Origin of the sequence: Azospirillum himalayense (assembly GCF_042657465.1) — a bacterium.
Taxonomy (GTDB): domain Bacteria; phylum Pseudomonadota; class Alphaproteobacteria; order Azospirillales; family Azospirillaceae; genus Azospirillum; species Azospirillum himalayense.
This window is the reverse complement of record NZ_JBHSLC010000021.1, coordinates 251,695-276,414: the sequence shown is the minus strand read 5'-3', so window position 1 is coordinate 276,414 and position 24,720 is coordinate 251,695. Positions and strand designations below refer to the sequence as shown.

At 70.3% G+C, this 24,720-nt stretch carries 23 protein-coding genes; 15 read left to right on the top strand and 8 right to left on the bottom strand.

Annotated elements, in window-relative coordinates; all coding sequences use genetic code 11:
- Window positions 1–10: 10 nt before the first annotated feature.
- A complete protein-coding gene (locus tag ACFPMG_RS13190) occupies window positions 11–580 on the top strand; it encodes a hypothetical protein (protein ID WP_014239314.1) in 570 nt (189 codons plus the stop codon).
- 147 nt (window positions 581–727) lie between these two features.
- Here ACFPMG_RS13190 and cobT read toward each other — a convergent pair whose 3' ends face one another.
- The gene (cobT, locus tag ACFPMG_RS13185; protein ID WP_109070746.1) at window positions 728–1,756 is read right to left on the bottom strand and encodes a nicotinate-nucleotide--dimethylbenzimidazole phosphoribosyltransferase; all 1,029 of its coding nucleotides are present in this window, start codon (window positions 1,754–1,756) and stop codon (window positions 728–730) included.
- Between the two features lie 174 nt (window positions 1,757–1,930).
- Here cobT and cobS point away from each other — a divergent pair, with 174 nt between their 5' ends.
- Genes cobS through ACFPMG_RS13170 form a run of 3 tightly spaced genes read left to right on the top strand, consistent with a single transcriptional unit; the run spans window position 1,931 to window position 3,882 of the window.
- Window positions 1,931–2,710: an adenosylcobinamide-GDP ribazoletransferase gene (gene cobS, locus ACFPMG_RS13180; protein ID WP_376995569.1), complete on the top strand. Its 780-nt coding sequence runs from the start codon at window positions 1,931–1,933 to the stop codon at window positions 2,708–2,710.
- Window positions 2,707–3,336 carry a histidine phosphatase family protein gene (locus tag ACFPMG_RS13175; RefSeq protein ID WP_376995568.1) on the top strand — a complete coding sequence of 210 codons (630 nt, stop codon included), beginning with the start codon at window positions 2,707–2,709 and terminating at the stop codon, window positions 3,334–3,336. The genes cobS and ACFPMG_RS13175 overlap by 4 nt, the downstream gene beginning before the upstream one ends.
- 36 nt (window positions 3,337–3,372) lie before the next feature.
- The gene (locus tag ACFPMG_RS13170) at window positions 3,373–3,882 is read left to right on the top strand and encodes a pyridoxamine 5'-phosphate oxidase family protein (protein ID WP_376995567.1); all 510 of its coding nucleotides are present in this window, start codon (window positions 3,373–3,375) and stop codon (window positions 3,880–3,882) included.
- 138 nt (window positions 3,883–4,020) lie between these two features.
- Here the strand turns inward: ACFPMG_RS13170 and ACFPMG_RS13165 are convergent, their stop codons facing one another.
- The 3 genes from ACFPMG_RS13165 to ACFPMG_RS13155 form a co-directional block, all read right to left on the bottom strand.
- The gene (locus ACFPMG_RS13165; protein ID WP_376995566.1) at window positions 4,021–5,136 is read right to left on the bottom strand and encodes a UDP-3-O-(3-hydroxymyristoyl)glucosamine N-acyltransferase; all 1,116 of its coding nucleotides are present in this window, start codon (window positions 5,134–5,136) and stop codon (window positions 4,021–4,023) included.
- An 80-nt stretch (window positions 5,137–5,216) separates the two neighbouring features.
- Window positions 5,217–6,053, bottom strand: a complete 837-nt coding sequence (locus ACFPMG_RS13160; protein ID WP_376995565.1) for an ABC transporter permease — start codon at window positions 6,051–6,053, stop codon at window positions 5,217–5,219.
- Window positions 6,040–6,852: an ABC transporter ATP-binding protein gene (locus ACFPMG_RS13155; protein WP_376995563.1), complete on the bottom strand. Its 813-nt coding sequence runs from the start codon at window positions 6,850–6,852 to the stop codon at window positions 6,040–6,042. The genes ACFPMG_RS13160 and ACFPMG_RS13155 overlap by 14 nt, the downstream gene beginning before the upstream one ends.
- 108 nt (window positions 6,853–6,960) lie before the next feature.
- On the opposite strand from ACFPMG_RS13155, the gene ACFPMG_RS13150 reads away from it, so the two are divergent.
- Window positions 6,961–8,304 (top strand): ActS/PrrB/RegB family redox-sensitive histidine kinase, encoded by a 1,344-nt coding sequence (locus tag ACFPMG_RS13150; protein WP_376995562.1) that lies wholly within the window; start codon window positions 6,961–6,963, stop codon window positions 8,302–8,304.
- Between the two features lie 14 nt (window positions 8,305–8,318).
- A complete protein-coding gene (locus ACFPMG_RS13145; protein ID WP_014239303.1) occupies window positions 8,319–8,903 on the top strand; it encodes an ActR/PrrA/RegA family redox response regulator transcription factor in 585 nt (194 codons plus the stop codon).
- Window positions 8,904–8,973: 70 nt separating this feature from the next.
- On the opposite strand, the gene ACFPMG_RS13140 is transcribed toward ACFPMG_RS13145, so the two are convergent.
- Window positions 8,974–9,165 (bottom strand): YgaP family membrane protein, encoded by a 192-nt coding sequence (locus ACFPMG_RS13140; RefSeq protein WP_376995561.1) that lies wholly within the window; start codon window positions 9,163–9,165, stop codon window positions 8,974–8,976.
- A 77-nt stretch (window positions 9,166–9,242) separates the two neighbouring features.
- Window positions 9,243–9,935: a Crp/Fnr family transcriptional regulator gene (locus ACFPMG_RS13135; protein ID WP_376995560.1), complete on the bottom strand. Its 693-nt coding sequence runs from the start codon at window positions 9,933–9,935 to the stop codon at window positions 9,243–9,245.
- 225 nt (window positions 9,936–10,160) lie between these two features.
- On the opposite strand from ACFPMG_RS13135, the gene ACFPMG_RS13130 reads away from it, so the two are divergent.
- From ACFPMG_RS13130 to ACFPMG_RS13090, 9 genes are all read left to right on the top strand, one after another.
- A complete protein-coding gene (locus tag ACFPMG_RS13130; protein WP_376995559.1) occupies window positions 10,161–12,434 on the top strand; it encodes a GumC family protein in 2,274 nt (757 codons plus the stop codon).
- Between the two features lie 178 nt (window positions 12,435–12,612).
- A complete protein-coding gene (locus ACFPMG_RS13125) occupies window positions 12,613–14,058 on the top strand; it encodes a flippase (protein ID WP_376995558.1) in 1,446 nt (481 codons plus the stop codon).
- A gap of 243 nt (window positions 14,059–14,301) precedes the next feature.
- Entirely contained in the window at window positions 14,302–15,657 is a 1,356-nt protein-coding gene (locus tag ACFPMG_RS13120) for a nucleotide sugar dehydrogenase (protein WP_376995557.1), read from the top strand.
- A gap of 53 nt (window positions 15,658–15,710) precedes the next feature.
- Window positions 15,711–16,709, top strand: coding sequence for an NAD-dependent epimerase/dehydratase family protein (locus tag ACFPMG_RS13115; RefSeq protein WP_376995556.1), 999 nt, complete (start codon window positions 15,711–15,713; stop codon window positions 16,707–16,709).
- Window positions 16,710–16,723: 14 nt separating this feature from the next.
- Window positions 16,724–17,701 (top strand): GDP-L-fucose synthase family protein, encoded by a 978-nt coding sequence (locus ACFPMG_RS13110; RefSeq protein WP_376995555.1) that lies wholly within the window; start codon window positions 16,724–16,726, stop codon window positions 17,699–17,701.
- 6 nt (window positions 17,702–17,707) lie between these two features.
- On the top strand, window positions 17,708–18,967 hold the full coding sequence (locus ACFPMG_RS13105) for a glycosyltransferase family 4 protein (protein WP_376995554.1): 1,260 nt from the start codon (window positions 17,708–17,710) through the stop codon (window positions 18,965–18,967).
- Entirely contained in the window at window positions 18,964–20,199 is a 1,236-nt protein-coding gene (locus tag ACFPMG_RS13100) for a glycosyltransferase (protein WP_376995553.1), read from the top strand. Before ACFPMG_RS13105 ends, ACFPMG_RS13100 begins: the two co-directional genes overlap by 4 nt.
- Entirely contained in the window at window positions 20,199–21,347 is a 1,149-nt protein-coding gene (locus ACFPMG_RS13095; protein ID WP_376995552.1) for a glycosyltransferase family 4 protein, read from the top strand. The genes ACFPMG_RS13100 and ACFPMG_RS13095 overlap by 1 nt, the downstream gene beginning before the upstream one ends.
- A gap of 266 nt (window positions 21,348–21,613) precedes the next feature.
- Window positions 21,614–21,973 carry a hypothetical protein gene (locus tag ACFPMG_RS13090; protein ID WP_376995551.1) on the top strand — a complete coding sequence of 120 codons (360 nt, stop codon included), beginning with the start codon at window positions 21,614–21,616 and terminating at the stop codon, window positions 21,971–21,973.
- A gap of 3 nt (window positions 21,974–21,976) precedes the next feature.
- On the opposite strand, the gene ACFPMG_RS13085 is transcribed toward ACFPMG_RS13090, so the two are convergent.
- Window positions 21,977–22,567 (bottom strand): demethoxyubiquinone hydroxylase family protein, encoded by a 591-nt coding sequence (locus tag ACFPMG_RS13085; RefSeq protein ID WP_376995550.1) that lies wholly within the window; start codon window positions 22,565–22,567, stop codon window positions 21,977–21,979.
- Between the two features lie 4 nt (window positions 22,568–22,571).
- The gene (locus tag ACFPMG_RS13080; RefSeq protein ID WP_376995549.1) at window positions 22,572–24,524 is read right to left on the bottom strand and encodes a right-handed parallel beta-helix repeat-containing protein; all 1,953 of its coding nucleotides are present in this window, start codon (window positions 24,522–24,524) and stop codon (window positions 22,572–22,574) included.
- Window positions 24,525–24,720: the final 196 nt, after the last annotated feature.

Genomic DNA, 24,720 nt, shown 5'->3' with positions numbered 1-24,720 from the left:
TGACCGCAACATGCCGCTGACCGCCCGGGACGTCGCCTCCTCCGTCTTCGGCGCCTATCGCCTGGCCCGGTTCGACCCCACCGGATTGCAGCATCTGGACCGCACCCCCGAAGGGGCGTGGAAGTCCTTCTACGCCGCGGTGATCGTCGCCCCGGCCTGGACGCTGCTGCTGGCGATCCGGCTGTGGGGCCAAGTGCCGGACACGCCGCTGTTCCAGCTCGTGGTGGTGGAGGCCATCGCCTACGTCATCAGCTGGACGGCCTTCCCCGTGGTCATGCACGGGGTGAGCGGGCTGCTGGACCGGCAGAGCCGCTACATCGATTTCCTGTGCGCCTACAACTGGTCGTCGGTCGTGCAGATGAGCATCTATCTGCCGGTGGTGATCCTGGCCGCCACGGGGATTTTGCCCGGCCCGATCTCCGAAGGGCTGGTGTTCGGCATCATGCTGGCGATGCTGACCTACCAGTGGTTCGTCATGCGCACGGCGCTGGACATCTCCGGCGTCGCGGCGGCGGTCCTGGTGCTGCTGGACCTGTTCCTGTCGGCGCTCATCACCGATTTCGCCGACGGGCTGCTGTAGCGGCGGGTCGCACTTGCCCCCACCCTGACCCTCCCCCGCTGCGCAGGGGAGGGGACTGCCGCCGCTTCGCAAAATCGCCCTCCCCTGCACAGCGGGGGAGGGAGGAACCCGCTAAGCGGGTGGGTGGGGGCAAAGAACGCCTACCCCTCACACCCCGCGGGTGCTGACGCCCGCGTCGGCGAAGGTCGCCATGCCGGCGTGGCAGGCGCAGGCCGACTTCACGATGTTGATGGCCAGCGCCGCGCCCGAGCCCTCGCCCAGACGCATCCCCAGATCGAGCAGCGGCTCCTTGCCGATGGCCGCCAGCAGATGGTCGTGGCCCGGCTCTACCGAGCGGTGGGCGACCATGCAATGGTCGAGCGCCCGGCGGTCGGCTTTGAACAGCACCGCCGCCGCCGCCGTGCAGGCGTAGCCGTCGAGCAGCACCGGCACCCGCGCCATGCGGGCGGCCAGGATGGCGCCGGCGATGGCCGCCAGCTCATAGCCGCCGAAGCAGCGCAGCGCCTCGAACGGGTCGTCCTTGGCCTGCGGGTTGGCGGCCAGCCCGGCCTCGACGGCGGCGACCTTTCGGGCAAGCCCCTCGTCGTCCACGCCGGTGCCGCGGCCCGTCCAGTCCTTGGCCTCGCCGCCGAACAGCGCGTGGCAGAGCGCCGCCGCCGCGGTGGAGTTGCCGATGCCCATCTCGCCGAGCGCCAGGAGCTGGACGCCCGTCTCCACGGCCATCATGCCGTAGGCCATCGCCTGGCAGCAGTCCTCCTCACCCATCGCCGGGCCTTCGGTGAAGTCGGCGGTGGGGGTGTCCAGGTCCAGCTCGTAGACGCGCAGGTCGGCGTCGGCCACCTCGCAGAGCTGGTTCACGGCGGCACCGCCGTTTTGGAAGTTCTGGACCATCTGGGCGGTCACCGCCGCCGGGTAGGCCGAGACGCCGCGCGCGGCGACGCCGTGGTTGCCGGCGAAGACGGCGACGCGCGGCCGGCGCACCTCCGCCGGGTGCTGGCCCTGCCACGTCGCCATCCACTGGGCGATCTCCTCCAGCCGGCCGAGCGCGCCCGCCGGCTTGGTGAGCTGCCGTTCGCGCTGGAGGGCCGCCGTGCCGGCGTCGAGGTCCGGCCCCGGCAGGTTGCGCACCAGCGCACGGATTTCCTCGAAGGTGATGGCGGGCTGCGTGTTGCTCATGGCGAAGGGTCCTGGCGCTGACGGCAGAGGATGTGATCGGGAAGCGATGAAAAAAGCGGCGCGACCTTGGACCATTCCCGACCCGCTGTCAAAGCGCCTCTCGTCCGGTCTGTCATCCGTTGCCGGGCTGTTATCCGTTGCGGCGGGCCTGGGGTTGCCGTACTCCGAAGCGCCATGTCCGCAGATTCCCCCGCCCCGTCCGCCGCCCGCTGGACCTCCGATCTGGCGCTGGCCGTCGTCTTCCTGACGCGGCTGCCGCTGCGCCTGTCCGACCCGCTGGCCGAGGACGCCCACGCCCGCGCCATGGGCTGGTTCCCCCTGGTCGGCGCCGGGGTCGGGCTGTGCGGCGGCGCCGTCCACGGCTTGGCGGCACTGGCCCATCTGCCGCCGCTGCCGGCGGCGCTGCTGGCGCTGGGCGCCATGGTCTGGCTGACCGGCGCCCTGCACGAGGACGGGGCGGCCGACGTCGCGGACGGCTTCGGCGGCGGGCGCGACAAGGCCCGCAAGCTGGAGATCATGCGGGACAGCCGGGTCGGCAGCTACGGCGTGCTGGCCATCGTCTTCTCGGTCGCGGTCCGCGCCTCGGCGCTGGCGGCGCTGGCCGAACCGCACCTCGTCATCCCCGCCCTGCTCGCCTCGGGCGCCCTGTCGCGGGGCGGCATGGCGGTGATCGCCCGATTCATGAACCCGGCCCGCGCCGACGGCCTCGCCGCCCGGCAGGGACGCCCGTCGCCCGGCACGGTGGCCCTGTCGCTCGCGCTGGCGCTGGGTGTGGCCGTGGCGGCGCTGCATGGGCTGGCCGCTGCCGCAGTCCTCTCAGCCGCGCTGGCCGTCCTGGCGGTGGCGCGGCAGGCGCGGCGGCAGATCGGCGGCCACACCGGCGACGTGTTCGGCGCCGCCCAGCAGGTGGCGGAGACCGCCGTTCTGCTCACCCTGGCCGCGACTGTTGCATGAAAAACACTCGCTGGTGGCTCATCCGCCACGCTCCCGTCCCGAATCCGGGAAACATGATCTACGGACGGAGCGATCCCGCCGCCGACACCGGCGATTCCGACGCGCTGGCGGCGCTGGCGGCGCGGCTGCCCGCGCAGGCGGTCTGGGTGACCTCGCATCTGCGCCGCACCCGGCAGACGGCCGCGGCGCTGCGCCTGCCCGGCAGCGACATGGCGCTGGTCGAGCGGGCGCTGGCCGAACAGGATTTCGGGGCATGGGAAGGGCTGTCCCATGACGAGGTGGCGGCGTTGCATCCCGAGGAGACCCGCCGATTCTGGAGCGACCCGGCAACGGAGGCCGCACCGGACGGCGAGAGCTTCGCGGCGGTGATGGAGCGGGTCGCCGGCGCCGTCGCCCGGCTGACCGACCTCTACGCCGGGCGCGACATTGTTGCGGTGATCCATGGCGGGTCGATCCGCGCGGCGCTGGCGCTCGCCCTGGACCTGACGCCTCAGGCGGCGCTGCGGCTGGCGGTGGCGCCTCTGTCGCTGTCGCGGATCGACCATTACGGCAGCGGCGAGGAGGGCGGTTCCTGGTCGGTCACGGCCCTGAACGCGCTCGGAACCTTTCCGGGCAACGTGCGTTGACCGGACTCCGTTGGGCTACCAATAGAGGGTCAGACCATGGCAAGAAGCGCTGACGATCGCGAGGCCGCCGAGAAGCTTTGGGGCATGATCAAGGGCGTCCGCATCTGCATGATGACGACGCTGGACGAGAACGGCATTTTGCATTCCCGCCCGATGGCGACCCTGCCGCACGCGGGATTCGACGATGGAACCTTGTGGTTCTTTACGCGGGCCGATTCGCCGAAGGTCCATGAACTGAAGACGCACTGGCGCCTCAACCTGTCCTACGCCGATCCCGACAAGCAGGATTACGTGTCGGTGTCCGGCGTGGCGGAGACGGTGCGCGACCGCGACAAGATCCGCTTCCTGTGGCGGGACATCCTGTCCACCTGGTTCCCGCAGGGGGTGGACGACCCCGACCTCGCGCTGCTGAAGGTCAGCGTCGATCAGGCGGAATATTGGGACAGCCCGTCGAGCGCGATGGTCTACGCCTACGGCTACGTGAAGGCGAAGATCACCGGCGAGCCGCCGAAGCCGGGCGATCACGCGAAGATCGCGTTTCAGTAGGGGTGCGGTTGGGGCAGCGTTTGCCCCCACCCTTCCCATGCTTCGCATGGGCCCCTTCCCTCCCCCGCTTCGCAGGAGAGGGAGCTTAATCCCCTCCCCTGCGAAGCGGGGGAGGGTCAGGGTGGGGGCAGTGTTTCCTTATTCGGACTTCCCGCCGCCATCCAGCGCCCCGACCCGCTTCTTCAGGTCGGTCACGTCCGCGTGCATCCGCTTCAGCCGGGCCAGCCCCTTGTACTGGTCGAAAGCGCGGTCGCGCGGCACCGCCGGGTAGCCCATGTAGACGGCCTTCGCCGGAATGTCCGTCCCCACGCCGGAATTTGCAGCCACCACCGCGTCGTTGCCGATCTTCACGTGATCGGCCACGCCGACCTTGCCGGCCAGCACCACGCGGTCGCCGATGGTCGTGCTGCCGGCGATGCCGACATGGCCGCACAGCATGCAGTTGGTGCCGATCTGCACGTTGTGGCCGATCTGCACGAGGTTGTCGATCTTGGTGCCGGAGCCGATGCGGGTCGCCGTGATGGTGCCGCGGTCGATGGTCGCGTTCGCCCCGACCTCCACGTCGTCGCCGAGGATCACCGTGCCGATGGAGTTCACGCGGTGGATCAGCACGTTGGTGCCGACCACCTTGCCCGTCGCCTTGGCCGATTCCACACTGCCCGGCTCGGGCGTCACGAAGCTGAAGCCGTCGTTGCCGACCGCGGCGTTGGGATGGATGATGCAGCGCTCGCCCATCACCACCCGCTCGCCGATGCGGGCGCCGGGGTGCAGCAGGCAGTCCTTGCCGATCACCGCCTCCGCCCCGACCGTAGCGTGGGGCATGACGATCACGCCCTCGCCCAGCACCGCCCTCGGCCCGACATAGGCGAAGGGACCGACCGAGACGCCCGCGCCCAGGATGGCCTCCGGCGCCACGAAGGCGGCGGGATGCACCCCCGGCTCGGCGTGGACCGGCTTCTCGAAGACGCTGGTCAGGCCGGCCATGGCGAAGCGCGGGCGCTTCACGACGATCCAGCCCTTCAGGTTGGCCGGCACCTCCGCCCCCTCCGCGATCACGGCGGCGACGGCCTTGCCGTTGGCCAGCAGCTCCGTCAGGCCCTTTTCCATGGCGAGCGCCAGATCCTCCGGCCCCTCGGCCTCCGACGGATGGACGGCGCGGGAGATTTGCAGGGTGCCGTCGCCCTCCAGCGCCGCGCCCAGGGCGGCGGCGATCTCGGCGAGGGTGACCGGGGCGGCGGGGGAAACGGGAGTCATGGCGGCGCTCTGGCTGTCGGTCCGAAGTGGCCGGGACGCTAGCACGGCGGGCCGGTGCTGGCGAGGGCCAGCGCTTTTTGTCATTCCCCGGTCTGCAGCAGCGCCCCGCGCACCCGCGCCTGATGGAAGGAATAGAGGAATGCCGCCGTGCACAGCCCCATGAACAGCACGTTCAGCCCCACCGCCCAGGCCAGGTGGTCCCAGCGCATGGTGCCGTCGAACAGGATGGCGCGCATCCCCTCGAAGACATGGGCGGAGGGCAGCGACAGGGCCACCCATTGCAGCCAGCCCGGCAGGACGCTGACCGGGTAGTAGACGGCGCTGACCGGGGCCAGCATGAAGACGACGATCCAGGCCAGCCCTTCCGCCCCCATGCCGTAGCGCAGGATCAGCGCCACGATGACCAGCCCCAGCGACCAGCCGAAGACGATCAGGTTGGCGAAGAAGCCGGCCAGCGGCAGCCCGAGGTCGAACAGCGAATAGCCGAACAGCGGGATCGCCAGCAGCGCCGCCGGCACCACGCCGATGACCGTGCGGATCAGGCTCATCCCGAACAGCGCCGCCACCCATTCGCCGGGGCGCAGCGGGCTGACGAAGAGGTGGCCGAGGTTGCGCGACCACATCTCCTCCAGGAAGGACACCGACACGCCGAGCTGGCCGCGGAACAGCACGTCCCACAGCAGCACCGCGCTGACCAGCACCCCCGCCCCCTGCGCCACCCAGGCGCTGGAGGAGGCCATGAACTGGTTGATGTAGCCCCACAGGATCATCTGCATGGTCGGCCAGTAGGCCAGCTCCAGAAAGCGCGGCCAGGAGCCGCGCAGCAGATACCAGTAGCGCAGCACCATCGCCCCGACCCGGCGCAGCGAGAAGGCGGGGTTGGCGTGAACCATCGCAGCGGCGTCACTCGGCAGCATCGGCGGCCTCCCGCCGGGCGTCCCGACTGGCGTCTTCCCCGTTGGCGCGGTCGCGGGCGATGTCGAGGAACACGTCCTCCAGCGAGGTCCGGCCATAGCGCGCCAGCAGCCCCGCCGGCGACCCGCGGTCGACGATCCGACCCTGGCGCATCATCAGCACGTCGTCGCACATCCGCTCCACCTCCAGCATGTTGTGGGAGGCGAGCAGGATGGTGGCCCCGGACTCCAGGCGGTAGCGCTCCAGATAGGTGCGGATCCAGTCCGCCGTGTCGGGGTCGAGCGAGGCGGTCGGCTCGTCCAGCAGCAGAAGCTCCGGCCGGTTGAGCAGCGCCTTGGCCAGCGCCACCCGCGTCTTCTGCCCCGCCGACAGCCCGCCGGAGGGACGCTCCAGGAAACGGGTCAGCTCCAGATGCTCGGCCAGCTCCTCGACCCGCCGCTTCACCCCCTTCAGACCGTAGAGGTGGCCGTAGACGGTCAGGTTCTCCCGCACGGTCAGCCGGTGCGGCAGCTCCACATAGGGGGAGGAGAAGTTCATGCGGGGCAGCGCCGCGTGGCGGTGGCGCACCATGTCCACCCCCAGCACCTCCACCGTGCCGGAGGTCGGCAGCAGCAGCCCAAGCAGCATCGAGATGGTCGTCGTCTTGCCGGCCCCGTTGCCGCCGAGAAGCCCGGTGACCGACCCCGCCGCGACGGTGAAGGAGACGCCGTCCACGGCGGTGACCTCGCCGGACCGGGCGGTGCCGTAGCGTTTGGTCAGGTTCTCGGCCCGGATGGCGTGCTGTTTTGCGCATTGATCCATAGGCGGAGAATATGGCCGCTTGGCGCGCAAACGCCAGAGTGGCAAAACAGCACCCGAGCCATTCGATGTGACGCCGCGGGAAGAGCGGCCCTGCCGGAAAGCCCGCCCATGACCGTGACCGGTTCCGCCACCGCCGCTTCATCCCTTCGCCACGCCATGGCCCAGGCCGGCCGACCGGGTCCGGCGCAGTGGACCAACCTGGACGGGCGCGTCACGCTGCGCACCCTGATCCTGATCCGCTGGATCGCCGTGATCGGGCAGCTCGCCACCGTGGCGACGGTGCAGCTCGTCATGGGCTTCCCGCTGCCGCTGGGGCCGGTGCTGGCGGCCATCGGCGCCTCGGTCCTGCTGAACCTCGTGGCGATGGCCCAGCGCGGCGGGCGGCTGCGGCTGGCCGACCGGGACGCGGCGCTCTATCTCGGCTACGACATGCTGCAGCTCACGCTGCTGCTCTATCTGACCGGCGGCCTCGCCAATCCCTTCGCCATCCTGCTGCTGGCCCCGATGACCGTGGCCGCGGCGATCCTGTCGCGCTACAGCGTGGTGCTGCTGACCGGCCTGAACCTCGTCTGCCTGACCGTGCTGGCGATGTGGCACTTCCCGTTGCCCTGGCCGGAGCCGATGCCCTCGGTCGCCCCGCTCTACGCCTTCGGCATCTGGCTGTCGCTGTCGGTGTCGGCCGGCTTCATCAGCGGCTACGTCTTCCGCGTGGCCGAGGAGGCGCGGCGCTTCGCCAACGCCCTGTCGGCCTCGCAGGTGGCCCTGGCGCGGGAGCAGCGGCTGTCCTCGCTGGGCGCCCTGGCCGCCGCCGCCGCGCACGAGTTGGGGTCGCCGCTCGGCACCATCGCGGTGGTGGCGAAGGAGCTGCTGCACGATATGCCGCCGGACAGCCCATACACCGAGGACGTCTCCCTGCTGCAAAGCCAGGTGATGCGCTGCCGCGAGATCCTGGCGGAGCTGGCCCGCAAGCCGGAGGCCGACGGCGGCGACCCCTTCGAGCGGCTGCCCCTGACCGCGCTGGTGGAGGCGGCGGGCGCGCCGCACCGGCTGGGCCACATCCAGTTCACGGTCGAGCGCAGCGACGGCTCCGTGGGGGAGGAGCCGATCGTCCGCCGCAGCCCCGAGATCATCCATGGCCTGGGCAACTTCATCCAGAACGCCCACCAGTTCGCCGACGGGCGGGTGACGGTCGCCGCCTCCTGGGACGCCAAGTCCGCGACCGTCGTGGTGATGGACGACGGGCCGGGCTATCCCGCCCATCTGCTGAGCCGCATCGGCGAGCCCTACCTGTCGGCAAGAAGCGAGCGGTCGGGCCATATGGGGCTGGGAATCTTTATTGCACAAACGCTGCTAGAGAAAACGGGTGCCCTTGTAGCCTTTAGCAATAACCGTAGCGGCGGCGCGCGAGTTGTCGTACGTTGGGACCGTGGTGTCTTAGAACCAGAGGACTAGTGGTGGATAGCGCGATGACCACGGACGAGAGTCCAACGGGCGAAACCGCCAAGCTGACGTTCACGGGTGACGTTACCCGCAGCCTCCTCATCGTCGACGACGACGCGCCTTTCCGAACCCGCCTTGCGCGCGCCATGGAAAAGCGCGGTTTCAACGTGGTCGCCGTGGACAGCGTGCAGCTCGGGATCGACGTCGCCCAGGAATCGGCGCCGGCCTTCGCGGTGGTCGACCTGCGGCTGGCCGACGGCAGCGGCCTGGACGTGGTCAAGACCCTGCGCGACGCCCGCCCCGACGCCCGCATCGTCATGCTGACCGGCTACGGCAACATCGCCACGGCGGTCGCCGCGGTGAAGGCCGGCGCGGTGGACTATCTGCCGAAGCCGGCGGACGCCGACGCCGTGGAATCCGCTCTGCTGGCCGACGGCCGCCCGCTGCCCTCCCCGCCGGAGAACCCGATGTCCGCCGACCGCGTGCGGTGGGAGCACATCCAGCGCGTGTTCGAGCAGTGCGACCGCAACGTCTCCGAGACCGCCCGCCGGCTGAAGATGCACCGCCGCACCCTGCAGCGCATCCTGAACAAGCACGCCCCGCGGGGGTGATGCCGAGCGCAGGACCGCAAAGGAAAAGGCCCCTGTCCTTGCGGAGAGGGGCCTTTTCCTTTGCGGCGGCTCATTTTCTGACGGAGCAGCTCCGGAAACCGAACAGGGTGTAGGCCGGGCAGAAGCCGACCACCGCGGTCAGCAGCGGGACGAGGCCGATCCAGCCCCAGGGAGTCTGCGGGCCGACGAAGACGAGGGCGATCAGGACGAGGCCGACGATGGCGCGCAGCGCGCGGTCGATGGTGCCGACGTTGACGGGCATGGTTGCACCTTATGGAGCGGTGTGGGCGGTTGGTGCGCCCATCCAAGCCCCTTTCCGCCCGCCGGTCTGTGACTCCGTCACACCCTGTCCGTGCGCTCCAGCGCCATCAGCGCATCGGGATCGCGCACCCCGACGCGGCCGCGCGACAGGTCCACCAAGCCGCGGCGCTCGAACTCCTTCAACTGGCGGCTGACCACCTCGCGCGCCGTGCCCAGCTCGACGGCCAGCGTCTGGTGGGTGGTGTCCAGCCCGCCGCGCGCGTCGCGGTGGTCGACCAGGAAACGGGCCAGCCGCAGGTCGATGCGCCCGAAGGCCACCTCCTCCACCAGCATCATCATGCCGAGCAGCCGCGTGCCGAAGGAGGCGAAGACGAAGTCGCGGAACACCGCGGACCGCGCCAGCAGCTCGTGGAAGGCCCCGGCCCCGAGCGCGATGGCGTCGAGGTCGGTTTCGGCCACCCCTTCGGCGCTGTAGTCGGCGCGCGTCATCAGGCAGGCGGTGGTCAGGATGCAGGTCTCGCCCGCCCCGACGCGGTAGAGGACGATCTCCCGCCCGGTCTCGGCGGTCATCTGCACCCGCACGGTGCCGTCCAGCAGCATGAGAAAATTGTGGCACAGGCTGCCGATGCGGAACAGCACCGTGCCGCGCGGCACCGCCATCCGCACCCCCTGCGCGCGCAGAAGGGCCCGCGCGTCGGGCTCCAGCGCAGCCAGCGCCGGAAACGCACCCGCCCATACACCGTCAATCTTTTCAGCATGTTGCGGCAGCATGCCCCGCCCTCCTCGATCGACGATGACCATTATCCGCGAAGGGGCTTCTCCGGTCCACCCAAAGGACCCATCCACCCAATGGCGACTCCGGGGAGGGTACCCAATGAGCGTGTCTTCCCCACCATATGCACTGCGGGCAGCATGAAACGGCCGGACGGTCGATGACGTTCTAGGCACCGTAACGCCCCGAACGGGGTGCCGTTCGGCATGCGAGGAGGACCCGCTTTGGCGACCCAGGACATTCAGGATCAACCCCAGCGGCGGCAGTCGGCACCGGTCCCGGGACCGGTTTCGTTCGACCTGTCGACCGCGGCGGCCAGCGCGGTGCGCCGCACCACCGGCATGCTGCTGCGCCACAAGCTGCTGATCGGGACGGTGATCGTGCTGGGGACAGGCATCGCGGGTCTCGTCGCGCTGCGCATGACGCCGCTCTACACCGCCCAGACCCTGATCATGGTGGAGCACCGCAAGAACCAGGTGATGAACTACCAGGAGGTCGTCTCCGGCCTCTCGACGGAGTTGGGCGCCCTGCAGAGCGAGGTGGCGATCCTGAAATCCCCCGCCTTCGCGGAAAAGGTGGTCGACAAGCTCGGCCTGATGAACGATCCGGAGTTCAACGCGGCGCTGCGGCCCGAGCAGACCAACTGGTTCTACTACCTGAACCCGAAGAACTGGGTGCCCGATTCCTGGTGGAACAGCGCCCGCGGCGACCGCCCCGAGATCGCGCTGAGCCCGGAGGAGAAGACGGCCAACGAGAGGACCTCGGTCGTCAACAGCTTCATCGAGAATCTGGCGGTGCGCCCGCAGGGCCGGTCCTACGTCATCGCCGTGGATTTCGACAGCGAGGACCCGCGCAAGGCCTCGCTCATCGCCAACACCATCGGCGAGATGTACCTCGTCGACCAGCTTGATGAAAAGTTCAAGGCGGCCAAGCGCGCCACCGCCTGGCTGGAGGAGCGCATCACCGAGCTGCGCCGCGAGGCCAAGACGACCGGCGAGGCAGCGGAGAAGTACCGCGCCGAAAGCGGGCTGACCAACGCCAACGGCGAAACCACCCTGATCGCCCAGCAGCTGGCCGAGCTGAACACCAGCTACGTGCTGGCCCGCACCAAGCGGCAGGAGGCGGAGGCCAAGCTGCGCGAGGTGTCCACACTGGCGCAGAGCCCGCGCGGCGTGTCGGCCATCGGCGACGTGCTGGGGTCCCCCCTGATCCAGGCGTTGCGCCAGCAGGAGGTCGAGCTTCAGCGCAAGATCGCCGACGCCGCCAACAAGTACGGCGCCCGCCACCCGACGCTGACCGCGCTGCAGAGCGAGCTGCGCGACCTGCAGGGCCAGATCCGGGCCGACGTGGGCCGCATCGTCCAGAACCTGAGCAACGAGGTGGAGCTGGAGCGCGGGCGCGAGGCCGCCCTGAAGACCAACCTCGACCAGCTCCAGGCCCAGCGCAACCAGCAGCAGGAATCCAACGTGACCCTGCGCACGCTGGAGCGCGACGCCGAGACCTCGCAGACCATGTACGAGGCGATGCTGACCCGCTTCCAGGAGATCGCCGGCCAGACCGAGATCCAGCAGCCCGACGCCCGCATCGTGTCGGAGGCGGCGATCCCCCTGAACCCGTCGCAGCCCAACAAGAAGATGATCGTTCTGCTGGCCCTGATCGCCTCGGCCACGCTGGGTGTGCTGCTGGCGATGCTGCGCGAGCAGTCGGAGCGCGGCTTCCGCAGCCCGCACCAGTTCGAATCGGCGACCGGCGTGCGCTCGCTGGGCATCGTCCCGGCCATCGGGCGGCGGCGGCGCGGCACCTCGCCCGCCGCCTACGCCATCGACAAGCCGATGTCGGCCTTCGCCGAGGCGATGCAGAACCTGCGGACCACGCTGCTGCTCGCCAACCCGGACGGTCACCAGCGGGTGATCCTGTTCAGCTCCTCCGTCCCCGGCGAGGGCAAGAGTTCGATCGCCGCGGCCTTCGCCCGCATCTGCGCCAACGCCGGCCAGAAGACGATCATCCTGGACTGCGACATGCGCCGCAAGGGGCTGCACCCGATGCTGGGGCTGGAGAACCGGCACGGCCTGTACGAGGTGCTGTCCGGCGAATGCGCGCCGAACGAGGTGATCCAGACCGACCCGCGCACCGGTCTGCACTTCATCGCGTCCGGCCGCGGCTCCGCCCTGCCGCAGGACATGCTGGGCTCCAGCCGCATGCACCAGCTCATCTCGCGGCTGGCGCTGGAATACGATCGGGTGATCCTGGACAGCCCGCCGGTGCTGGCGGTGTCGGAGGGCAAGCTGCTGGCGGCGCTGGCCGACCAGACGGTCTTCATCGTGCATTGGGGCAAGACCAAGCGGGAGACCGCCATGGCCGGGCTGAAGGAGATCGTCGAGGCGGGCGGCGAGGTCGTCGGCGTCCTGTTCTCCCAGGTCGATATCCGCCGCCACGCCCAATACGAGTTCCCGGACAGCGGGCGCTATCACGGCTACCGCCGCTACTACGCGAACTGACGGCGGCGCTTGAAAGAAGCGGGCGCTGGCCCCCCTCCCGACCTCCCCCCGCTTTCGCAGGGGGAGGAGATAAAGCCCTCCCCTGCGCAGCGGGGGAGGGTTGAGTGGGGGCCCAGTGCCCGCAATTGCCATCACACCCGAAAAGACCCGATGACTGCCGCCAAATGACTGCCGCCAAATGACTGCCGGACGACGCATTTTCCTGAACATCCGCGCGCTGGGGCTGGCCCGCGTCGCCACGCTGCTGAGCGGGCTGATCACCACGGCCTGGACCGCGCGCGCTCTGGGACCGGACGGGTTCGGCGTGCTCGGCTTCGGCACCTCCATGCTGGCCTATGCCGCGCTGTTCGTGAATCTCGGCCTGTCCACCTACGCGGTGCGCGAGATCGCCCGCGACCGGGAGAAGGCCACCGATCTCGCCGACCATGTGCTGACGTTGCGGATGCTGCTGGCCGTGCTGGTCGGCGGGCTCTACGCCCTGTTCGTGCTCCAGCTCGACAGGACGGCTCTGGTCAAGGCGGTGCTGCTGGTCCAGGCGGTGCAGTTGCTGGGCAACGCGCTGCTGCTCGACTTCGTCTACCAGGCGACGGAGCGGATGAGCGTCATCGCGGTGCGCGAGATCGGCACGTCGCTCGGCAACATGGTCGCCGTCCTGGCGCTGGTGCACGGACCGGACGATCTGGCCGTCGCCGCCGGGATCACCGCCGTTTCCTTCGTCATCAACGCCGCCCTGATGCTGGCCCGCTTCAGCCGCGATTTCCGGATGCCGCGGCCGCGGGTGGACCTCGCCAAATGGCGGGAGATCCTGAAGGCCTCAGCCCCGATGGCGGTCAGCGTCTTCGCCTGGGCGCTGTTCTCCCATCTCGACCTGGTGATGCTCGGCTTCATGGCGCCGCAGACGGAGGTCGGCTGGTACGCCGCGGTGACCAAGCTGCTGGTGCTGTCGCTGACCGCCGGAAACATCATCCTCAGCGCCTTCATGCCGCAGCTCGCCGCCGCCTATGGCGACCGCGAGGCGATGCGGGCGCGGATGCGCGACTACGCTGCCACCGTCCTGTCCATCGGCGCGCTGATCGCGGCGGGCGGCTTCACCCTGGCGCCGGCCATCCTGGGCACCGTCTTCGGCCCGGCCTACGCGCCGGCCGCCGACACGCTGCGGCTGCTGATGATCGCGGTCGCCATCGTCCACATCAACCTGACCATGGGCAACCCGCTGCTCGTCTGGCACCGGCAGACCGGCTACATGACCGCCATCCTGATCGGCGGGCTGACCAACGCGGCGCTGAATCTCATCCTGATCCCGCGCTACGGGATCGAGGGGTCCGCCGCCGCCACCATCGTCGCCGAACTGACCGCCATGACCGGCCTCGCCTGGCTGCACCGGCGGGCGGTCGGCCAGCTCTACCTCGGAATCGTCGCGCGGGCGGCGCTCTGCGCCGCGCTCGCCATGGGGGCGACCATGGGACTGACCCACGCGCTGCCGGAGTTGATGGCCCCCGTGCATCCCCTGCCCGCGCTGATGATCGGCGGCAGCGTGCTGGTCGCGGTCTACGCGCTGGCGGCGCTGTTGACCGGGCTCGTGCGTCCCTCGCGGCTGCGCCGGCTGATCGTGGCGGCGGCATGATTCGCCCGCCTCATCCGAATCCTGCCCGCCATCCTGAAGGACGCCGACCGGACGCGCCCTTGCCGCCGGTCCGAGGTACCACGAACAAAACAACGTCCGATCAACGGCATAGCCATTTCACGCCACCACGAACGGCCGGAACAATGCCGCGTTGCAAGACGTTCGGATTGCGCATGGCGCAGGTGGCGGATGGCGGCGGCGCCTTTGGATGCATGCTCCAATCACTAGCAGGATCGAAAGACTATGCTCCCAAAGTCCTTTCCCGACCGGAACGTCTGCGTGCTCGGTCTCGGCTATGTCGGGCTGACGCTGGCCGTCGCCATGGCGGACGCGGGATTCCAGGTGCACGGCGTGGAGGTCCGGGACGAGGTGCTGGACAAGCTGGCCCACGGCATCCCCCATTTCCATGAGCCGGGCCTCGCCGAGAAGCTTCGGCACGTGATGGAGCGCGGGCGCTTCACCTTCGGCCACACGACGGACGGGTGCCGGGACTGCACCGTCTTCATCATCACCGTCGGCACCCCGCTGGACCGCGACGGCCGCGTGCGCACCGACATGATCGAGGCGGCGACCCGTCAGGTGGCCGACCGCATCCACGACGGCGATCTCGTGATCCTGCGCTCCACCGTGAAGCTGGGAACCACGCGCGAGGTGGTGGCGCCGATCCTGCGCCGCACCGGCAAGCGCTTCGACATCGCCTTCTGCCCGGAACGCACGCTGGAGGGGCAGGCGCTGATCGAGCTGAAGCAGCTTCCCCAGATCATCGGTGCGGAAAGCGTCGAGGTGGCGGCCCGCGCCTCGCAGATCTTCGGCATGCTGACGCCGACGACGGTCAAGGTCTCGACGCTGGAAACGGCGGAGATGATCAAGCTGGTGGACAACACCTACCGCGACGTCACCTTCGCCTTCGCCAACGAGATCGCCCGGCTGTGCAACGCCATGGAGGTGTCGGCGCTGGAGGTGTCGCGGGCGGGCAAGCTGGGCTACCCGCGCACGCAGCTGCCGCTACCCGGCCCGGTCGGCGGCCCCTGCCTGGAGAAGGACCCGCACATCCTGATCGAATCCGCCCGTGGGTTCGGGGTGGAGATGGACATCACCGCCGCCGGGCGGCGCATCAACGAAAGCCAGCCCCACGAGGTGTCGCAGTTCCTGGAGCGGCTGACCGGCTCGATGCAGGGCTTCCCGCAGGAACCGACCATCAGCCTGATGGGCCTCGCCTTCAAGGGCCGGCCGGCAACCGACGACCTGCGCGGCACCATGGCCAAGCCGTTGTTCGAGGAGCTGCGCACCCGCTTCCCCAAGGCGCGCTGGCGCGGCTTCGACGCGGTGGTGGCGGCGGACGACATCCGCAGCTTCGGGCTCGAACCGGCCAACAGCATGGCCGAGGCGGTGAATGGCGCCAACCTCGCCGTGATCCTGAACAACCACCCGGTCTTCACCTCCATGCCGCTGCCGGATCTGGCGCGCCGCATGGACCGGCCGGGGGTCATCTACGACTTCTGGAACAACTTCAACAGCCGCGAGGTGGACCTGCCCGAGGGCACGGCCTACGTGGCGCTGGGCAGCCACGGCGCCGCCCGCTTCGCCCATGTCGCTTGAAGAAGCCTCGCTTGAGAAAGCGTCGCGAGACGCTGTTGCCTGAGGAAAATCCAATGCCGAAACATTATCTGGTGACCGGGGGCAGCGGCTTCATCGGCGCCGCCCTGGTCCGCCGGCTGGTGCGCGACGGGCACCGTGTCCGCGTGCTCGACGACAACTCACGCGGCCACCCGCGCCGGCTGGGCGATGCCGCCGAGGCGGTCGAATTCGTGTCCGGCGACATCCGTGACCCCGCGGCGGTGGGCAAGGCGGTGCGCGGCGTCGACGGCGTGCTGCATCTGGCCGCCGTCAACGGCACCAAGCACTTCTACGAGAAGCCGGAGGTGGTGCTGGACGTCGGCGTGCGCGGCATGCTGAACGTGCTGGACGCCTGCCGGTCGAACGGGGTGGGCGATCTGGTGGTCGCCTCCTCCTCCGAGGCCTACCAGACCCCGCCGATGGTGCCGACCCCGGAGGACATCCCGCTGGTCGTCCCGGACGTGCTGAACCCGCGCTACAGCTACGGCGGGTCCAAGCTGATTTCGGAGCTGCTGGCGGTCAACTGGGGCCGCAGCGGCTTCGACCGCGTCGCCATCTTCCGCCCGCACAATGTCTACGGCCCCGACATGGGGTGGGAGCATGTGGTGCCGGAGTTCGTGCGCCGCGCCGTGGCCGCCATCGACCGCAGCCCGGAGGTGCTCGTGCCCTTCCCCATCCAGGGCGACGGGACCCAGACCCGCGCCTTCGTCCACATCGACGACGCGGTGGACGGCATCATGACGGTGATCGAGCGCGGCGAGCATCTCGGGATCTACCATGTCGGCAACCCGGAGGAGATCTCCATCGCCGAACTCGCCCGGCAGATCGTCGCCGCGCTGGGGCGGGTGGCGGACATCCGGATCGGACCGCCCGCCCCCGGCGGCACCCAACGGCGCAGCCCCGACATCGCCCGCCTGTCCGCGCTCGGCTACACGCCGCGCATCCCGCTGAAGGACGGTCTGCCCGGCGTGGTGGACTGGTACGCCGCCCGCAGCCGCGACGGCGACGCCCCGATCGCCAGCGCCGCCGAATAAGGGAACCGAGACCCATGGAGCGAAACAGCCGCATCTTCGTCGCGGGCCACCGCGGCCTCGTCGGCTCGGCCATCGTCCGCCGTCTGGTGGAGGACGGCTACGACGATCTCGTGCTGCGTGGCCGCGACGAGCTGGACCTGACCGACCAGGCCGCGGTGCGCGCCTTCTTCGACCGGGAGAAGATTGACTACGTGATCCTGGCCGCGGCCAAAGTCGGCGGCATCCTGGCGAACGAGCGCTTCGGCGGCGACTTCATCCGCGACAACCTGCTGATCCAGACCAACGTCATCGACGCGGCGTGGCGGGCGGGGGTGAGGAAGCTGCTGTTCCTCGGCTCCTCCTGCCTCTACCCGAAATTCGCGGAGCAGCCGCTGAAGGAGGAGGCTCTGCTGACCGGCCCGCCGGAGCCGACCAACAAGCCCTACGCCATCGCCAAGATCGCCGGCATCACCCAGTGCCAGGCCTACCGCAAGCAGTACGGCTTCAACGCCATCTGCGCCATGCCGTCGAACCTCTACGGCCCCGGCGACCATTTCGACCCGGAGGGCTCCCACGCCATCCCCGGGATGATCCGGCGCTTCCACGACGCGAAGACGGAGCGGGCGCCCAGCGTCACCCTGTGGGGCACCGGCACGCCGCGGCGCGAGTTCCTTTATGTGGACGACATGGCCGACGCCTGCCTGCACCTGATGGAGCGCTACGACGGCGAGGACATCATCAACGTCGGCCCCGGCGAGGACATCGCCATCGGCGATCTGGCCCGGCTGATCCGCGGGGTGGTGGGCTACGAGGGAACGCTGACCCAGGATCTGAGCAAGCCGGACGGCCACCCGCGCAAGCTGATGGACGTCTCGCGCCTGTTCGCCACCGGCTGGCGGCCCAAGGTCGGACTGGAGGAGGGCTTGAGCCGCACCTACGGCTGGTTCCTGGAGAACGCCGCCCCGCCGGCTCCCCGGCCCGCCGCCACCACGACCGGCGAAGCCGCGGAGTGACCGCCCATGCCCGATGACTCCACACCCCTGCGCGCCCGGACCGTGGATCCGGCCACCCTCCCGCCGTCGGTCCTGCTGGTGGCGATGAGCTACTGGCCGGAGCCCGCCGGCAGCGCGCCGATGATGACCGACCTCGCCACCGCCTTCGCCGCGGCGGGGACGGACATGACCGTGCTGACCGCGCGTCCCAACTATCCGGGCCAGGCCATCTACGACGGCTACGCCGACGGGGCCGAGGACCGCCGCACCGTGAACGGCGTCCGCATCGAGCGGCTGCTCACCATCCCGCCCAAGGGCGGCGGCATGAAGGCTCGGCTGATCCATGAAGGGGTGCTGCACGCCGGCTTCCTGGCGGCGCGCGCCCGCGGGCGCGTCGCGCGGCACAAGGCGGTGCTGTCGCTCTGCCCCTCCATCTTCAGCGTCGCCGTCGCCGACCGCTTCCGCGCGCCGGGCGGGCGGCACATCGCCATCGTCCACGACATCCAGTCGGGCCTCGCCGGTGCGCTGGGCATGGGCGGCGGGGCCGCGCTGAAGGCCATCCAGGCGGTGGAGCGCACCGCGCTGAACCGCGCGGACGGCATCGTCGTGCTGTCGGAGGCGATGGCCGACGTGCTGCGCGACCTCGGCGTGCGGCGGCCGATCACCGTGATCCCGCCCCATGTCGACGCCGACGCCGTCCGCCCCCTGCCCCGGCCCGAGGGCCAGCCGCCGACCGTCCTCTACAGCGGCGCCTTCGCCCGCAAGCAGGGGCTGGACCAGGTGTTGGAGATGGCCCGCCACCTCCACGCGCTGCGCCCCGACGCCCGCGTGCTGCTGCGCGGCCAGGGCGGGCTGGAGGAGGAGCTGAAGGCCCAGGCCAAGGCGATGGCGCTGCCCAACGTGGAATTCGCGCCGCTGATCGCCTCCGACCGGCTCGCCGAGGGGCTGGCGGAGGGCGACGTGCATCTGGTGCCGCAGCGACCGGAGGGGGCGGCCTTCGCCATGCCGGGCAAGGCGGTGACCATCCTGGCCGCCGGGCGGCCCTTCGTCTGCACCTGCCTGCCGGGCTCGGCGCTCGACCGGCTGGGGACGGAGATCGACGCCTTCCGGCGCGCCCCGCCCGACGCGCCGGAAGCCATGGCGCAGGCCGTGGCCGAACTTCTGAACGATCCGGCCCGGAGCGCCGCCATGGGCCGCCGGGGCCGCGCCTGGGTGGAGGGCAACGCCAGCCGCAGCGCCGTCCTGGCGCGCTACGCCGCGCTGCTGCTGGGAGACGACGCCGCATGACGAAGCCCGCCCTGGTCTTTTCCTGGGAGATGTTCGGCCCCTACCACATGGACCGGCTGGAGGCGGTCGGGCGGCGGCTCGGCCATCTCTACGACGTGGTCGGCCTGGAGGTCGGGTCGAAGTCCCACACCTACGCCTGGGACTCCACCGGGGAGGGGCAGCATTTCCGCAAGGTCACGCTGTTCCCCGGGCGTTCCAAGGCCGACATCCCGTCCTTCCAGGTCTACCGCGCCCTGCTGCGCGAATGCCGCAAGGCGGGGGCCAGCCACGTCTTCCTGTGCCATTACGAGGAGCCGGACGTCTTCGCCCTGGCGGTGACGATGCGGCTGATGGGCCGGCGCGTCGTCAACATGAACGCCTCCAAATTCGACGACAAGCCGCGCGTCCTCTGGCGCGAGGCGCTGAAGTCCCTGCTCTACAAGCCCTATCAGGCGGCGATCGGGGGCAGCCACCGCACCGTCGACTACTACCGTTTCCTCGGCCTGCCCAAGGACCGGCTGTTCATCGGCTACGACACCCTGTCGCTGGAGCGGGTGCGCCGGCTGTCCGGCATGACCCCGGCCCCGGACGGCGTGCCCTTCGCCGAGCGGCACTTCACGATCATTGCCCGCTTCGTGCCGAAGAAGAACCTGTTCCGCGCGGTCGAGGCCTACGACCTCTACCGCCGGCTGGCCGGAAACGCGGCGCGGCCCCTGCACCTCTGCGGCTCCGGCCCGCTGGAGGCCGACCTGCGGGCGGAGGTCGCCCGGCGCGGGCTGGAGGGGCACATCCTTTTCCGCGGCTTCCTTCAGGAGAAGGGGATCGCGGAGACGCTGGGCTCCACCCTGTGCCTGCTGCTGCCCTCGCTGGAGGAGCAGTTCGGGCTGGTGGTGAACGAGGCGCTGGCCATGGGCGTGCCGACGATCCTGTCCGACCAGTGCGGCGCCCGCGACGTGCTGATCCGCAGCGGGCTCAACGGCCACATCGTCGAGCCCGACAACCCGGAGGGCTTGGCCCGCCACATGCTGTCCGTCGCGTCGGACGAGGCGGAATGGCGCCGCCTCAGCCTCAACGGACGCCCCTTCCAGGCGCTGGCCGACGCCGGCTATTTCGCGGAGGCCGTGGAGAAGGCCCTGCACAGCCTGGGCGTCCGCCCGGCGCCGTCCGTACCGGAAACCGCCGCCCTGCAAACCGCCGCCCTGCAAACCGCCAACGAAAGCGCCCGCAAGGGCACCCGTGAAAGCGAAGCCTGATGACCGACCGCCGCAACACCCCTCACATCGTCGTCTCGGGCCGCCTTCCCCCGCCCATGGACGGGATGAGCCGGGTCACCGCCCTGGTGCTGGACCGCCTGCGCAACCGCGGTCCGGTGGAGGCCACGGTGGAGGTCGCGGACCTGTCGCCGGGCTGGAACGGCGGCGGCCTGCGCTACCACGCGGCCAAGGCCATGCGCGTCCTGCTGGCGGGCTTGCGGCTGGCGGCCGGGGCGACGATCCCCGGCCGGCGTTTCTACATGCCCGTCGATTCGGGACTGGGGATCTTCTACACGGCAGCGCTGGCCGGAACGGCGCGGCTGTTCGGCTATGAGCGCACGCTGCACCACCATTCCTTCGCCACCATCTCCAAGCCGACCTGGCGGATGAGCCTGCTGACCCGCGTGGCCGGGGCGGACTGCATGCATGTGCTGCTCTGCCCCGCCATGCAAATGCGCTTCCAGGCGCTCTACCCGGCGGCGCGCACGGCGATGAGCGTCTCCAACGCCATCTTCTCCCCGCCGGTGCCGCGCCCGCGTCATGGGAAGACCGGCCCGTTGCGCATCGGCCACCTGTCCAACCTGTGCGCCGACAAGGGGCTGGACACGCTGTTCTCCCTGCTGCGCGCCCTGCGGTCGGAGGGGGTGGACGTCAAGCTGGTGCTGGCCGGGCCGGGCCTGGGGCGCATGGACAACGCGCTGGTCGCGGCGGGTGTGGCGGCCTTCGACGGCGACGTGGAGTATCGCGGGCCGGTGGACGACGACGCCAAGGCGGCCTTCTACCGCGACATCGACGTCTTCGTCTTCCCGACCCGCTACCGCAACGAGGCCCAGCCGCTGGTCCTGTTCGAGGCGATGGCGGCGGGCGTGCCGGTGCTGGCTTACGACCGCGGCTGCATCGGCAGCGACATCCCCCGCCCCGGCCTCGTCCCGCAGGACCGGGATTTCATCCAGGCGGTGCTGCCGGCGCTGCGCCTGTGGGCCAAGGACCGCGACGCTCTGGCGCTCGCTTCCGAGCAGGCCCACGCCCGCGCCCGCGCCGCCCACGAGGCCGGGCACAGCGGTCTCGACGCCCTGCTCGACCGCATCGCCGGTCCGCTGTCCGAAGCCGCCGGGCCGGCCGTCCGGCCGAAGCGCGCCATGGGCTGACCTATTATCGGTCGAATTTCCCCAGTTTCGATCGCGTTTTCGGATGAGGCGGCTGGACCCGCGGGCCGGAATGCGCCATCATCGGTGCATACATCCGCAATCCGACCGACTCGATGACTCCCGCCGGCAAAGCCCCACCCATCCGCTTGCCCCAAGCCAGGGCCGTCCAGCCGGAAGAATCCATCGACAGGGACACGAAAGCGGTTCACCTTGAGACAGCCGGACGCTCCACCACGCCGGCTTCCGCGCAGGAACGGACGGCACGCATGGCTTACGTGACCCAGGACAAGTTCAACGAAGCCATCGACCATCTCGGTCACCACATCGACCGCCGGCTCACCGCGCTCGAAACCGAGGTGAAGTCTCTGCGCACCGACATGGTGCAGGGCTTCGAAAAGGTCGATCAGCGTTTCGAGGCCATCGACCAGCGGTTTGAGGCGATTGACCAGCGGTTTGAGGCGATCGACCAACGCTTCGACGCCATGGATCAGAGATTCGAGGCGATTGACCAGCGTTTCGAAAATCTCGAAGGGTCGCTGGCCGTGTCGAACAAGGTCCACAACGACAATCACCTGGAACTGAAGCAGATGCTCGGCGTCCTGCTCCAGGAAATCCGCAGCAAATAACCATCACACCCAGCGCGCCGCCCTCACCCCCACGCGGGACAGGAACACCGCCAGCCCGGCCAGCGCACGGGCAGCCCAGAGCGGCGCCGGGTCCAGCCGGGCGGCGTCGCGGGCGTGGAGGCGCTCGTCGAGGCGGCAGGCCTCCAGCAAATTCAACAGGGCCGGATCGGGGGCGAGTTTCCGCGCCAGGGCGATCTGCCGGGCGTAATGCCCGTCCACCCACGCCTCCACCCCGGCGACCACCGCGTAGAAATAGGACGGGCCGAGCCAGGCTGGCAACCCGCCCATCATCCGGCCCGACCAGCGCCAGAAGGCCATCGGCGCGCTGCGCTTGTCCGGTGGCAGGACCGCCTCGAACAGCCGCAGGTGACGCTTCTCAACCCGCCGGTGGGAGGCGGCGAAGCGCAGGACCTCGGGGTCGGTCGTGGCGCCGGCGACGCCGTCGTAAAGGGCGACCGCCACGGTCTCGCCGACATGGCTGGCGCGCAGCTCGCGCTGCATGCGCGGCGGCAGGGCGGACAGGTCGAGGCGGGGCGGCGCCAGACCGATGGTGGCGGACGGCGGAGCCTCTGGCGAGGGACTATGCGTGTCCACGGGTTCAGCGCGCCCCTTCCGGGCCGATGCGCGACCAGGGAAGCTCCTGGAAGCCGATCTTCAGGGCGGGGGAGTTCGGGCGCAGGCGGTAGTCGTCCTTCGCCGGGTTCATGAAATACGGGTCCGGCAGGTTGCCGCCCTGGACGGAGCGCGCCTGCGTGCGTTCCATGGCCGCCCCCGGCGCGCGCAGCCCGCGGCCCGGACGGTCGAAGATGTTGTTCTCCAGCCGGTACTCGCCGCCGGTCAGCGCGGTCACCAGCTGCTCCACCGGGACGCGGGCGTGGATCAGGTTGCGGCTGGCCTCGTTGTCGCGCAGGAATCCCGCCGTCCCCGCCTTCGGCACCCATTCGAAGCGCAGGAAGCGGTCGCGCTCGTCGGTCAGCACGGCGATGTTGTTCTCCACCCGGTTGCCGTCGCCGCCATGGATGAAGACCGACGCCCAGCCGGTGTCCTCCAGGAAGTTGCCCTCCACCCGCACGCCGTTGGTCAGGTCGTCCAGATAGACGCCGAAGCCCTTGTAGCGGGTCATCCAGCGCCCCGCGGCGTCGGTGGCGATCCCGCCGGTCCCCCGGATGTCGTTGAAGCGGATGACCAGCTTGGTGTCGACGTCGCTGCGCCCCAGCGTCTCGATGGCGCCGAGGTCGGCGGTCTCCCGCCCGACGTCGCGGATGCGGTTGTATTCGATCACGTTGTCGGTGTTCTTCGTCTCCGGGTTCCAGTTCTTCATGGAGATGCCGTAGCGCGCGGCGTGCCGGATGTCGTTGTGGGCGATCCGCGTGCGGGTCACCCCGGCGCTCATGATGCCGCCGCCGTAGAAGTTCACCTCGCCGACATGGCGGATGGTGTTGGCGACGATCCGGTTGCCGGCGCTGCCGGGGGTGAGTTCGATCCCGCTGCGCCCCAGATGCTCCAGCCGGTTGCCGCGCACGTCGCTGTCCGCGACGCCGACCAGCAGCACGCCGGTTCCGACGGCGGAGAAGCGGTTGTCGAGGACGCGGTGCCCCGAGCCGCCGGCCAGCCGCACCGCCGCCCCGTTGTAGGGCACGTCGGCGAAGGACAGCCCGTCGAGGGTGATCGAGTCCGCCTTCTCCGCCTGGATCAGCGGGGCGGTGCGGGCGACCACCGCCTCGCCGTCGCGGGCGAAGGCCGCCGGGTCGTGGGGACGCAGCAGCAGGCGCCGGTCCTTGGCGCTCCAGGCGAACTGGCCGGGGAACTTCAGGAAATCGGGATGGCCGAGCAGGCGGAAGGTGCTGCCGTCGCGGAACGGGTACCAGCCGTCGCGGTCGAGCACCAGCGTGCCGTTGCGGTCAATGCGCTCGATGCCGCGGATGTCGTCGGCCTGCCGCTCGCGGTCGAGCGCCTGGACACGGACGCCCGGCACCGCCCAGGCCGCCTGGACGGTGGCGGGCGGAAAGCGGAACTGCCGCTTGTCGCCGCCGCCCTTGGTCTGCTGGGCGACGAACCAGCCGCTGCGGATCGGGTCCTGCGGATCGAAGGCGCCGCTCTGCGCCGCGCGCAGCCGCACGCCGGCGGCGGTCACGTCCAGCCCCGGCTCCCGCGCCAGCGGGGCGGAGACGACGCCGTCCCGCTCCGCCTTGAAGCCCGTCACCACCTCGCCGCCCGACAGGACCGGGGTCTCGCCGGGAAAGGCGGCGATGCGCAGTCCGGAATCCTCCGGACCCAGCGTCACCGTGTCGGTCAGCCGGTGGGTACCGCCACGCAGCAGGATCAGGTGCAGGCCGCGCTTGCGCGCCTCCTCCACCGCGCGGGCCAGCGTGGCAACCGGGCCGTCCCGCCCGTCCGGGGTGGAGGCGGCGACCCGCCCGGACCAGCGGTCGTCGCCCTGGGGGGAGACGTGGATCGCCGGCTCCGCCGCGAAGGACGGGGTGGGAGCAGCCAGCAGCAGGACCAGCCACAACAGCCCGCCCGCGAAGAGTCCAGGAATCCGGCGCGTCATATCACCTCCGTTCCGCAACCCAGCGAAACTGGCGGCGGGGGGCGGATGAAGCAAAAGCGCGGACGGGGTGCCTCGAAGGCGCGGCGCGGATAGCCCTGACCGGGAGGCCCTCACCGTCTGCGCTCCCGGACGGGGGGACCCGACCGGGGCCGGCAGCGTTGCTTCCGGATGCGCCGCCCTCGCCCTTGGGGGCCGG